Origin of the sequence: Prevotella conceptionensis 9403948 (genome assembly GCF_000312305.1) — a bacterium.
Taxonomy (GTDB): domain Bacteria; phylum Bacteroidota; class Bacteroidia; order Bacteroidales; family Bacteroidaceae; genus Prevotella; species Prevotella conceptionensis.
In genome coordinates, this window is record NZ_HE999452.1 from 92,786 (window position 1) to 105,933 (window position 13,148).

General features: G+C 48.6%; 7 protein-coding genes and 1 pseudogene. 4 read left to right on the forward strand and 4 right to left on the reverse strand.

Features of this window, described 5'->3' with window-relative positions:
* A pseudogene (locus BN93_RS13520) lies at nucleotides 1–1,574 on the forward strand (zinc-dependent metalloprotease); the annotation flags it as partial.
* 53 nt (nucleotides 1,575–1,627) lie between these two features.
* A complete protein-coding gene (locus tag BN93_RS13525) occupies nucleotides 1,628–4,207 on the forward strand; it encodes a zinc-dependent metalloprotease (protein ID WP_084768830.1) in 2,580 nt (859 codons plus the stop codon).
* Between the two features lie 1,750 nt (nucleotides 4,208–5,957).
* Here BN93_RS13525 and BN93_RS13530 read toward each other — a convergent pair.
* From BN93_RS13530 to BN93_RS13545, 4 genes are all read right to left on the reverse strand, one after another.
* On the reverse strand, nucleotides 5,958–7,913 hold the full coding sequence (locus BN93_RS13530) for a TonB-dependent receptor plug domain-containing protein (RefSeq protein ID WP_019188855.1): 1,956 nt from the start codon (nucleotides 7,911–7,913) through the stop codon (nucleotides 5,958–5,960).
* Between the two features lie 377 nt (nucleotides 7,914–8,290).
* Nucleotides 8,291–9,085, reverse strand: a complete 795-nt coding sequence (locus BN93_RS13535; RefSeq protein WP_019188856.1) for an HmuY family protein — start codon at nucleotides 9,083–9,085, stop codon at nucleotides 8,291–8,293.
* A 174-nt stretch (nucleotides 9,086–9,259) separates the two neighbouring features.
* Nucleotides 9,260–10,180 (reverse strand): calycin-like domain-containing protein, encoded by a 921-nt coding sequence (locus tag BN93_RS13540; protein WP_009231822.1) that lies wholly within the window; start codon nucleotides 10,178–10,180, stop codon nucleotides 9,260–9,262.
* Nucleotides 10,177–10,662 carry a T9SS type A sorting domain-containing protein gene (locus BN93_RS13545; RefSeq protein ID WP_009231821.1) on the reverse strand — a complete coding sequence of 162 codons (486 nt, stop codon included), beginning with the start codon at nucleotides 10,660–10,662 and terminating at the stop codon, nucleotides 10,177–10,179. The genes BN93_RS13540 and BN93_RS13545 overlap by 4 nt, the downstream gene beginning before the upstream one ends.
* 457 nt (nucleotides 10,663–11,119) lie before the next feature.
* Here BN93_RS13545 and BN93_RS13550 point away from each other — a divergent pair, with 457 nt between their 5' ends.
* Both BN93_RS13550 and BN93_RS13555 read left to right on the forward strand, forming a co-directional pair.
* Nucleotides 11,120–11,542 carry a T9SS type A sorting domain-containing protein gene (locus BN93_RS13550; RefSeq protein ID WP_019188857.1) on the forward strand — a complete coding sequence of 141 codons (423 nt, stop codon included), beginning with the start codon at nucleotides 11,120–11,122 and terminating at the stop codon, nucleotides 11,540–11,542.
* 274 nt (nucleotides 11,543–11,816) lie between these two features.
* Nucleotides 11,817–13,073 (forward strand): SpvB/TcaC N-terminal domain-containing protein, encoded by a 1,257-nt coding sequence (locus BN93_RS13555; protein ID WP_198007529.1) that lies wholly within the window; start codon nucleotides 11,817–11,819, stop codon nucleotides 13,071–13,073.
* The last annotated feature ends 75 nt before the right edge of the window (nucleotides 13,074–13,148 follow it).

The window sequence follows — 13,148 nt, forward strand, 5'->3', positions numbered from 1 at the left end:
GTGGAAGGCGGCCATAAAGCAAGGCGTGGAGCTTTGGAATAAGGCTTTTGAACAGGCCGGATACCTGAAAGCCATTGAAGCGGTGGACTTTCCCACAGCAGATAAAGCCTTCGACCCCGACAACATCTCCTTTTCTTGCATACGTTATGTGCCTAGTGCCTCAGAGAAAGTGTCTTCGGCATTCATGGCTAACCCACAAACGGGCGAGATAATCAATGCCTCGGTGTTTGTTCCTGCCAACGTTGGCGACCAGCTTTACCGCTGGTTCTTTATCGGAACAGCGGCTGCCGACCCCGCAGTGCGCACTTCGCACTTGCCACAAAGCAAGTTCAACGAGGGCTTGCGCTATCTTGTGGCGCGCGAAGTGGGGCATGTATTAGGACTACTCGACAACATTGGTGCCTCCATCTGCTTTCCCCGTAGATTCACTTCGCAACGCCGTTTTCACCCACGCCAATGGCTTGGCCGCCTCGATTATGGCCAATACGCCCTTTAACTATGTGGCCCAGCCTGCCGACAAGGGTGTTGTGCTCATGCCTTCGGCAACGGGTATGTACGACAGGCACGCCATTGAGTGGGCCTATCGCTACTTCGACCCCGCAAAAACAAGCGTTAAAGAAGAGGCGGACATATTAGAAAAGATGGTAGATAAGCGCGTTACGAACCCGCGTTACCGCTTTTTCCGCACCTCTTCGCTGGCTTGGGACCCCCGTGTGCAAGAGAACGCGTTGGGCAACGATGCCATTAAGGCGAGCGAATATGGCTTGCGCAACCTTCAAATTGTGGAGCGCAACCTCTATAATTGGGTTAAAAAAGATGAGGATAGCCGCATAAAGGAAAAGCTTTACCTCACCATTGCACAGCAACGTTATGCCTTTTTCAAGCGCGTGTTGAGCAATGTGGGCGGCATATACCTCAACGACATGAAACTTTCTTCGGGTGTGCCGCGCTACGAAGTGGTGTCTAAGGCGCGCCAACGTCAAGCCATGCTGTGGTGTTTGGCGCAGGCAAAGCGCTTTAAGCGTTATGCCGATCCCACATTCGAGAGGAAAAGTTTCATATCGGTTAGCTATTACGACCAACTGTTAGAGTTTATTGGTTACGACCTTTTTGGCGTGCGCACGCGTTTGGCCGTGTCGTCGCATCTATCTCCGCAAGGTTATAGCCAAAAGGAATATTTCGACGATCTCTTCTCTGCCATCTTCCAAAGCGTGGAGCAGCAAAAAGCCCCTTCGCAGGAAGAAAGGGTGTTGCAGCGCGCTTACCTCACTTACTCGCGAGCCGTGGTAGACAAGGCCAACAAGCAAGGCGGCAACGGCCCGGCTGCACTTCAAGGCGAGGTTTCTGCAACAGCCATGCCTATTGCAGCGGCTTACGGAAATCCCACAGCGTCGCTTGCACCCACCGTCGATGCCGCATTGCTCGATGGTTCGGCTATCTATTTTTACAGTTCGTTGCTAAGGCTTAAGCCCTTGCTCGAAAGATGTATTAAGTCTAACCTTTCGCCCGATGCACGCTCGCACTATGAGATGTTGCTCTTTAAGGTGAACAAGGCATTGGAGGACGGCAAATGAAACACTCCTTATTATATAGCGCAACGTCGCGACGTATTTTCTCGCTTTCGCTGATGCTTGTCGTGCTAGGCTCTTCGGCAACGGCTTTCCCCCTTTTCAAACGTAAGAAAAAGGCGCAAACCACGCAAACCGAGAAGAAATCGGCCTACGAACGCGCACTAACCGAACACGCCACCGAGTCGTGTAGGGGTGCTTTCGTGTCGTTGCACAAAACGGATGGGAAGATATTGGTTGAGTTGCCGCAGGCATCTTTGGGGCGCGACATGCTTATCGGGGTCACCATCTCGTCGGTATCGAACCCCAAAATGGGCGACTTGGGCTTTAAAAACTCCAACCTCGTGCATGTGCGTTTTATCGAGAAAGACAGCGCAGTGGTGATGCAGGTGGTAAACACCGACTTGTTTATCCCGAAAGATAGTCCCGCGGCAAGCCTTGCCGCAAGGCTAAACTACGACAATCTCGACTTCTTTTCTTTCCCCATCAAGGCACGCAGTGCAGGCAATGCCTCGGTATTGTTCGACGCCTCTTCGTTCTTCTTGAAAGAAGACCGTTTCTTTCCCATCATTGCTAAGAATGTGGGTTCGTACTCGGTAAGCTCGTCTTTAAAGGAAAACCTGTCGAGAATAACCGCGCTCAAGGTGTTCGAACGCAACGCCTGCATCAAGATGGACCGCCATTACCTGGTTAGCTTGTCGGGAAAGAGCGGCACGCCCATCTCCAACTACCCCGTAACCATCGGCGTTAACTTCACCCTTGCCTTGTTGCCCAGCGAGCAAATGACGCCCCGTTTAAGCGATACGCGCGTGGGTATGTTTCTCATTAACAAGGACGTGTTGGCCAAAGATGGCTCGGTAGACAAGGCCACGTTTGTTAAGCGTTGGCGTATAGAACCCAAAGACACGGCCGCTTATTTCGCAGGAACGCCCACCGAACCCGTTAAGCCCATCGTGTTTTATGTGGAAAACACCTTTCCACCGCTTTGGAAATGCGCCATTAAGGCGGGTATATTGTGGTGGAACAAGGCTTTCGAACGCATTGGGTTTAAGAATGTGATGCAAGTAGCCGACTTTCCCACCGACAATCCCGACTTCGACCCCGACAATTTCGCCTATTCCTGCATCAGGTATTTGCCTACTGACGTTGAAAACGCTATGGGACCATCGTGGACCGACCCACGAACGGGCGAGATAATCAATGCCACGGTGCTGGTTTACAACGATGTGGTGAACACCATAGACAACTGGCGACTGGTGCAAACGGCGCAGTTAGACCCCGCCGCACGTGCTGCGCAGATGCCCGACAGCATTGTGGAACAGACGTTGGAATACATCATTGCACACGAAGTGGGGCATACCTTGGGCTTTATGCACAACATGGCTGCATCGGCTGCCATCCCAACAGACTCGTTGCGCTCGCCAACGTTCACCCGTAAGCACGGCACCACGGCCTCGATTATGGACTATGCACGCTTCAACTACGTGGCGCAACCCGCTGATAGGGGCGTGCGACTTACGCCACCGCAACTGGGTGTGTACGATTTCTATGCTGTGGAATGGGCGTATAGGCTGTTCCGCGGCTCGAAAGGTTACGAAGACGATGCCAAACAGCTGCGTAACTTGGTCGGCAAACACGAGGGCGACCCCTTCTATCGCTATGGCTTGCAGCAGACAAACACGCGTTACGACCCCTCGGCCATTGAAGAAGACTTGAGCAACGACCCCGTAAAGGCTGGCGATTATGGTATGGCCAACTTGCGATTTATACTGTCGAACCTCGACAAATGGATTGGCGATGAGGATGGCGGCAAGCGTAAGGCCGAACTATATAACGAGATTTTGCAGCAAGCCATGCGCTATGTGCGCCATGTTTTTGCAAACGTGCCCGGCATTTACCTGTACCAAACGAGCGAAAAGTCGGGCTTGCCACGCTATAAGGTTGTGCCCAAAGACCAGCAGAAGGCATCGGCACAGTGGCTGTTGCGCCAAGCGCGCACCTTCGCCACATTGGGTAACGATACGTTAGAGCGTAAACTGCCATACGGTGCTAATAAGCCGTTTAAGATATTGGCGCGCGATGTGCAATCGTTGGCCATGATGGCCAATGCCAAGTTGGCCATATCCTATTACTTGGACTCTACCTCGTATTCGCCGCTCGAATACATGGAGGATGTTTATGCCGACGTGTTTGGGAAAACCATTGCAGGCAACGAGAACCTGTCTGTGGCCGACTTGTCTATGCAACGGCTTTATGTAGACTTGCTGCAATCGGGTGTGGCCGACATGAAACAGGCACCCAATGTGCACAATTTGCAGGCCGACAGCGTACAAACAGACCTTTCTGCATACCCTCTTCGCTCTGCTGGTGCACATCAGTGGTGCGGCTCGCACGCTTGTTTCCCAACAACCGACGGGCAGACGGATAATGCCGCAACCGCTTTCCTTAACTTTGGCAACGGTTATGGCGAACCCGAACCATTGTGGGGAACAACAGTTAACCGCACTTCTGAGTTCCAACTGTTTTATGCCCAAAAGCTGCACCGCCTGCTATTGTCGTGTATTCCAAAGGTTGGCTCACCTGATTTGAAAGCGCATTACATGCTCCTTGAAAAGCGATTGAAGTCGTATTTGAAGTAAAAAAGTCTAGGCGCATGGCCAAAATATGTGCAGGCAGGCCGACTTAAAAGCACCCTAAGCCAACGGCAGGCTAAGTAATAGGCTTGTATTTTTGATGCTCCCCGATGTCTTATATATGCAGCGATGTTATCATTAGCAACGCTACGCATCAGGCATCGGGGAGTAAATGTATTGGTTTGGCCAAGAATTACTGGCGATAGGAGGTGCTGGGCAAACCAACTGAAACACGAAGACGATGGGGGTTGGCCAAGAATTGCTGGTGAAAGAAGATACTGGGTAAACTGATGTGTGAGAAATCTATTGTTTAGAGGTTAGCTTTTAGTGTTTTTCTGACTACTGTCTTTGGTTAATTTTCGTGGAAATATTTTACAAAACACGTGCAGCTTGCCACCCCATTCTAGCACAAAATTAGATTAAAATGCAAGTTATTTGCTATTATTTTCAGTCTTGCACGTTCCTGTTTTACCTCATTTTTGAGCGCATCACCTGCATTTTGCATCACTTTGCCTTTCTATTTTGGTTGTCAGCTCGTAAATTTTCAAGCCCAAATCGCCGCTTTTAGCTCCTAAAACCCTGCTTTTTAACAGCTGTTTCGCCTTTTAGAACCTTATGTTTCATGGCACAAAGGGGTTTTATTTATACCATTGCTGTGGATGTTTATGCTTTTCGTCACGCATCTAGCACCATTTTACCTTGCGTTTTGCACCAAAACGCATCGCATTTAGCACCAAAACGCATTGCAATTAGCACCAAAACGCACTGCATTTAGCACCAAAATACACTGCATTTAGCGGCATATTGCACTACATTTAGCAGCAAACAGCCCAAAAACGGGTACAAACGGCGGTCTTTTTCAATAAAAATTCATTTTGTCGCAATCACATGCTAACCCCTTTTTGCAACAAAACCAACCTCCGCGAGAATCGATTTTTTGCGACTGGATGGACACTTGATGGATAAAAAGGCACTCATAATGTTAAAGAACGCACTGAAAAATTTACATTAGTTGGCTAGTTGATGGGTAGTTTGGTTGATGAGTTGATGAGATGACAAGTTAACGAGTTGACAAGTTAACAAGTTGACGAGATGAGAAGTTAACGAGTTGATGAGATGACAAGTTAACGAGTTGACAAGTTAACGAGTTGACAAGTTAACGAGTTGACAAGTTAACGAGTTGAGAAGTTAACAAGTTGACGAGATGACGAGATGACAAGTTAACGAGTTGACAAAGTAACAAGTTGACAAGTTAACAAGTCAATAAGTTGACGAGTTGATAAGTGGTTTAGTTGGCGAGAGGTTTAGTTAACAAGCCAACGAGAAGATAAGTTGAAGATTTAGCGAGTAGGCTAGTTTAGAGGTTTACGAGTTGACAAGTTTGTAGGCGCAGCCATCTTTTCACCATTAGGAGTTAAGGAGTTATGGAATTAAGGAGTTAAGCCAATAGCTCAGGAGATAAGGAGTTAAGCCAAATGAACAGGTGGCGTTAGCCATTTTTTCACCCTTTCACTATTAGAAGTTAAGGAGTTAAGCCAATAGCTCAGGAAACAAGGGGCTAAATCAAATGAATAGGTGGCGTTAGCCATTTTTTCACCTTTTCACCCTTTCACCTTTTCAACATTAGGAGTTATGGAGTTAAGGAGTTAAGCCAAATGAATAGGTGGCGTTAGCCATTTTTTCACCTTTTCACCTTTTCACCCTTTCACCTTTTAAAGCCATTTTTTCACCTTTTCACTCTTTCACCCTTTCACCTTTACAAGTTGATTGCTGCTCCCACCATAAAATTAGCTCCATCAGTGAGTGGCGAGTTAAGGTAATGGTACTGGGGGCGATAGTTTAGCACGTTGTCTACCGATAGTGTGAGCGTGAATATGCTGCCGATTTGCTGCACGGCAGATACTTTCCACAGCGTGTAGGCGGGATAATGAATGGTGTTGGTGCCCTTAGACAGGTCGTAATAGTCTACATATTCCAGATTGTCTACGGGCGAAAGCGCACGTCCGTCTATGTTGAAAGCCAACTGGTAGGTTTTGTTAAAGTGGTGACTCCAATCCCAATGCGCGGTGAACGTATGTTTTCGGGCAGGCTGGTATTGGTTGTTCAGTTGTTTCCCGTCCTTATCCTTGGGCAAGCGTTCGTGCGTAAAGCAGTATGAAAGCTGTGCCGACATACCGTTTTGCCACTTTCCTTTCACTGTGGCCTCAAAGCCCAGCACCGCATATTGCGCCAAATTGATGTAGGGAAGGTGGGGGAGAGGCTCTGATGGGTTGGCGAAGAAAGGCGCGCCTGTGGCTATTTTGTCGCTCACCAGATTGTAATGGCCACTCAACGTGAAGTTATAATGCAGGCGCGTGTATTCGGCCGAGAGGTTAAAGTTGTGGCTAACTTCGGGTTTAAGGTTGGCGTTGCCCGTTACAAGCCAAATGCCGGCCATGTCGAAGTTGTAATATTTCTCTTTGAGTGTGGGCGAACGGAAACCCATGCCGTAGCCCAAGCGTAGGTTTAAATGGGGTAGGGGCGTGTGCCGAAGACTTAGTTTGGGTGTTAGGCGCGTGTTGGCGTGGTCGGAAAAGTGGTCAAGTCGTAGTGCGCCAACCACCTCCCACGCCTTGCCGAGGTTGAGATCGTATTGTGCGAAGACGTCGCACGAGCGTTGTTTGCGCGTTCGCCCTTCGAGGTTGGGGTTTAACAGCCAATCGTGCATCCAGTCGGCACCCAGAGAAAGCACGTCGCCTTGCCGCAAGTTGAGGGTGTAGAGCAGGCGGAAGGCGTTTTGTACGTTCGAGTAAGAGCGAAGGTCGAGGCGATACTGTTGTAGATAGGTCGACTTGTCGTATTGATCGAACGAGTAGGAGAGTTCTAAATGCTGCTTGTCGGATGGCTGCCAAAGTGCGCGTAGGCCGCCAGAGAAGTCGCGATAACGTTCGGGCGCGTCTATCGTTCGGGTTGTTTCGCGGAAAAAGTAGCCAGCACGGCCAGTCAGTTTCAGTTCGCGCACAGGATTGAAGGATAACTGGTTGCTGGCGTTCCACGTATTATCGCCGTAGATGGTAGTGACAACGCGCGATATGGGCGAAGGGCCGTTGGTTACGTCGTAGTTATCTATCGAAGTGTGGGTAAGTGCTAGGGTGTTGGCCCATTTACCATTTTTCAGTTGCATGCTCAGGCCTTGTCGCCAATCGTTGTGGCGCGCAACGCGTGCGTTAAGGTTTAGTTTAAAAGGCTGCGTGGCACTTCGGGTGATGATGTTAATGACACCACCTGCGGCGTTAGAGCCATAAAGTGCCGAGGCTGCATCGCGAACAATCTCTATCCTTTCAACGTTGTCCATGCTCAAGCGGGTAAAGTCAACATCGTCCATCGTTTCTCCTGCCAGGCGTTCGCCGTCAACGAGTATCAGTAAGCTTTGTCCGCCAAATCCAGCAAAGTTCAAATGGGTTTGTTGGTTCATGGCATACGAGAACTCAATGCCAGGCATGGAGGTTTGAAGTAGATCGCGCAGGTTGGTGGCATCGGTCTTTTCGATGTCTTTTCGTGTGATGACGCGCGTTAGAACGGGCGTGCTTGCCAACAGTTTCGGACTTCGCGTGCCAGTAACCACCACCTGTTCGAGGTTGATGGTGCGGTTAAGTGTGTCGGTAGGAAGAGCTGCGTTGGCCGTTATGTGGGATGTGATGAGGGATAAAAAGATGAATGTGCGGTGGAACATGAGCGTAATTTTGATGTGAAGTTGACTTTTAGAGGTGAAAGGGTGAAAGGGTGAAAGGGTGAAAAGGTGAAAGGGTGAAAGGGTGAAAAGGTGAAAAGATGGCTGCCTTTTAAAAGTGAAAGGGTGAAAAGGTGAAAGGGTGAAAGGGTGAAAAGATGGCTAACGCCACCTATTCGTTTGGCTTAACTCCTTAACTCTTAAAAGATGACTACCGCCACCTAGGCATTTGGCTTAACTCCTTAACTCCATAACTCCTTAACTCCTAATGGAGAAAAGATGGCTACCGCCACCTGGCATTTGGCTTAACTCCTTAACTCCATAATTCCTTAACTCCTAATGTGGTGAAGAGATGGCTTCGCCTATCAACTCGTCAACTTCTAATAGGGATACCTATAATTAATGATGAGATAACATTTGGTGCCGGTTGTGGGATTGATGTAGCTCTCTAGTTGCAGGGCCACAAACTTTCCGTTGTTAAGTTTCACCACAAACACCCGACTGTTATGCTTGAATGCGGGAGGCATGGGGGGAATGTCGAGGCGTAGCCAAGAAGATAGCACGCGGTTGATGTGAATGCCTTGACATCCAATGAGGCTGTTGGCCATCTGCGACTGGTCTACCCAAACCTCGTTGGTGGTCCATTCGTCGGGTTTGAAGGTTGCTCCCATAAACTGTGTGCTGCTTTGTGGCAGCTGACTCATCGATGTATAGTTGGTTTCTAGCACCGCTCCGCCGTTGGTTCGCACGTTGTCGCGGTGTATGGCGATGCTCCATGCGGGCGGTTCGGGCTGTTTGGCAGTGGGTTTAAAGTCTCTTTTCTCGTTGTGTGGTAAGCCTTTTCCAAACACGTCGAACCAATACGTGTAGATGCCTGTTTGGTTGTTTGCCTGTGTTTCGTCTTTAATTGTTGGGATGGGATAGGGCGTGAAGTGGGTTCGGGCATGCAGAAAGGCATCTGCATCGCCAGCTTCGGCCAGCATTTGCAGCGAGTCGAAGTCGATGTAATACCAATTATGCCAATCGCTTGCGTCTATTGCCAGCTGGTTGGCATTTATTTTCGGAGCTTTGTCGGGCGAGTCGTAGATGCCGTCGAACAGTCCTGTGCAGGCTGAAACCAAGGCTATGAGCGTACCCATACTTAGTTTGTAGGCCAGTTTGATGATGGAGTGCATGGGTTTTTGAGGCTATGAGGTGAACTTTTTAAGAGGCACGCCTGGCAAATGGTCCAGGCGTGCCCACTACGAAGATTGGGATGGGAAGACACGCCACAAGCCCAAGGCGGTTTGCTGTGTCTCTCCCTTATAATCTCTACTGCCTTGCTAGGGATAAAAGCTTGTACGGCGGCTTTACATTTTGTAAATCTTACCGTTGAACACGCCTTGGAGTGGGAACGGCATGTGGCCGGCAGTGAAATTGTTTTCTACCTTCAGGCTGCCGTCTTTGCCAAAGGTTGCTTTGATGGTGGCCTTGGTCAGTAGGTATTCTTTATATTCCGTTTCCGCTCCCTTCTTAAACTTGAGTTTCAAGCCATCATTCGAATAGTCTTTGCTGAACGTTTCGGTTTTCTTATCGTAGACAAGGTTGTTGATGGTGTACGCACCTAAGGTTAAGTCGCCCATAAGCGTACCTTCAAGCTTTTGGCCAAGAACCATAATCGTGTATGTGCCGTCGTCGTTCACCCAGAAGCTGTAGCCTGTGTTCTTTGCTACGTACGTTAGTCCCGTCACCGATACGGAGTTGTCACCCAAGTATGTGCCAGATAGTTTAACCTTTTCTGGAGCTTTCCCATTTCTCCATTTAATGGTTGTTCCGCCCATCAGGCCTTTTATGGAAATGTTAACGGCGGCCATGGGACCCGAGATGAGTGCTTCGTATTCCTTGGTTTGGCCTGCCTTATGTGGGTCGGCAACACTTATCTTGCCCGAACCTCTTATTTCGCCATCGTTGAGTGTAACTTCGAAAGTGCCTGTTCCCCATTTGGCGTCGGTGAATTTGCAGATGGATTTCTTACCTTGTGCAAATATTTCCATCTTGGCTTCCTCGCCATAATAGGTGTCCATGAACATGGGCGAGTTGACAACGATGTAGCCTGTAAAGGTGTGGATGGGCTTTACCTGCGACTCTTCGTTGGTAAATTGTATGTTCTTAATCTCGCTGGCCTTATATGTAACGGTAGAACCGTCGGACTTGGTGATGGTTACTGTTTGTGCCTTGGTAGTGGCTACGCCCGCCAGTATGGCGAAAACAAGTGTAAAGAGATATTTCATTTCTGAATGAATTTGAAGGTTCTTGATGTGGATTTAACGATGAAAACGCCCGTTTGGCCCTTCAAAGGTAGGTCTACCGAGCCGTCGGAGTTGACTGTTGCCGATACAACTAGCTGCCCCGAAACATTGAATATCGACACGCGCGAGCCTGGTTGCAGGCCTTCGCCGTGAACCGATTGGCCGAAACTGAACACGGCTTGGCTCTCGTTTGGCGAGGGAGCGGTGCTGATGCCCGTAGAAGAAGGGTCGGCGAACTCGAATGAACGGAACTCGTTCAGTGGGTATTCAACGGTTTGTTTGCCTGCCGTTATTACCAACTTGTTGGTAGTAAAAGTCACCGTAGGCTTGTCGGCCAGTGCGAAGAACACGCTCTCACCCGACTTGCCGCTCACTTTAACGTGGTTAGCAGCCATGCCCCACGCACTACCGAAGAACAAGGCAGATGCAATAACAAGTGCCCTGATGGTTGTTCTGATTTTCATTGTACTTGTATTTTATGAAATCTAATCTGTTATAACGCCGCAAAAGTAACAATAACTTCTTTTTTCGGCAATACTCACTTGTTGTGATTTTTCACCCTGTTCTATGCCTGGTTTTCGATAATGATGACCATATTTGTGCGTTAATTTTAGCATGATGGTTTTTGCAATGAAGGGAGGCACGGTAGAGTTTCAGGGGGAAAAGTCAGCTGTGTGCATTTTATCTTTTAGTGCTTATTCAAAAAAATATCGATAAATGTTTGCGCGTTTTGTGTTTTTTTGTAAATTTGCGGCGGATACTGCCGACCATTGGGGAGTTGCTATTCGCCTCAGTGGCAAATTGTCTTCGTTACTTTACTAGCTATGGCGTGCATACCTTTTTGTGCACTCAACCCTTGGAGCGCATGCCCACTCACTCCAATGAAGGGTTTATTAACCGAAAGTGGACGATGAAAGAATTATGAAAAAGGCTTTTCTTACAATTGTCGCCTTTGCGACATCGCTGTTGGTAGCCGCCCAACACAAGATTAAGTTCAGCTACGACGCTGCTGGAAACAGGGTGGCGCGCGAAGCCGTAGTACCCAAATCAAAAGTTGCACAAGCTAAGGCGCAAACCCAATCTGCAAACGAACGGATGCCTGTAAGCATGGAAGGGGTAACGCATAGCTATGCCCAAGGCATTATCCGTGTAAACGTCCCTATGTTACCAAATGGCAGTAGTTGCGAGCTCTATGTGTATTCAGCCGCTGGCGCATTGGTTTATCGTGGGACAGCAGTTGTCGGAACAAACGAAATCAGCATTACGCATTGTGCTGATGGCGTATATCTGGTGAAAGCCGTGGTGGGCGAAAACACCTCGGCATGGAAGATAGTGAAGCGATGAGCCTTGCGTGCATACGTGAAATCTCTTAACAAACTGAACATGAATTTATTTTCAACACCTAAACAATTTAACTATGCGACGTTTTTATCTCATAACGCTTTGCCTAGCATTTTTACCTTTGGCAAACTTGGCACAAGAAGTGTCGAAACGCAACGGCGAAACACCTGTGTTGAACAAATGCGTACCACCTCATGGAGGAGGTACATGCCCTGGGCAAGAGGATTCTTCTCGTATACCGCCGGTTATCCCGCCTGATGAAGTCCCATCAAACGACATGTACGTTGTTGGCACACCTACTTGTTCGTTCAACGTTTCCAATTCGGGTGCTGCCATTTACGACATCAAGATAGACGTTCCTGATGCAGGTCCGCTTACGCCCAAAATAAGCTTAACCTACAATAGTCAGTCTGCGGGGTATGGCCTGGCTGGGTATGGCGTGAACATCAGCGGTATCTCGGTAATCACTCGCGGGAATAAGGACCTCTTTCATGACGGCAAACAACAAGGAGTAGAGTTCAACGCAAGCGATAACCTCTACTTAGATGGGAAACGCCTGATATACCAATCGGGTGAGATGGAAGATTCTTGCGTGGTATATGCGGTAGAGGGTGATCCTTTTACGAAGGTTTTTCAATACGGTTTTCATCCATTTCAAGTTGATGGGATGTGCTTTAAGGTGGTTACTGCTGACGGATTGGAGTATGAATATGCGAGTGATGCCGATGCAACGCTCTTTTGCGGTTCTCTAGACCAAAAGAAACATGGCTGTGTCGCATGGTATGTCAGTGCTGTGCGAGATAAGAATGGTAATTTTATATTTTATTCATACGACAACAGCGGTCTTACTGTCAGGCCAGTTTACATTTCCTACGGACCTAAGGATGAAACAGGGAAAGGGAAGTTTTATAATATCGAATTTTCGTATGCGAAACTAGGGACGAATGCTAGGCCTTTTGCCGCGTATGTGGATAGAGGAAACTTCGATGTGTGTTTGTCTTCTATCGTCGCGGCCTGTGCTAACCATACGTATCGAAAGTATACGCTTACCTACGACGACAATTCTGATGGTAGCCAAACCAAATGGACACGACTTGTGCAAGTAAGCGAAGAGAACGGCAAGGGTGAGAAATACCCTCCTGTGAAGCTGAATTGGAGCTTCTTGCCAAAAGGCGATGCATCTCCTCTCCAGATGGACGTGAGCACGAACGACGACAGGTGGTATGTGAAAGAGTCCGATAAGGGTTTCTTTGCCACCGACCTCAACGGCGACGGTGTAAACGACATCATCAGAGTGGCGCCGGTAGAGGTTATTGACTGGCAGGGTTATGGCACCACCCACTCACATTACAACACCTATGTTTATGTCAGCCGCAGTAAGGTTTCCCCAAACGGCAACGTCTCTTATGAAAAGCCGCTAGTCTTCTCCTTGCCTGCAAACATTTCCTTGGGCGACATCAAGACGACAATGGGTGGGGCATCGGTGATGGACTTCGACGGTGACGGCTATAACGACTTGCTAATACCTTATTAAGACAAGGTGGAAGGCCACTGGAATAACGTCAGGTTCCAGTTCATCTCGGGGAACGATGTTACAAATGGCAACACA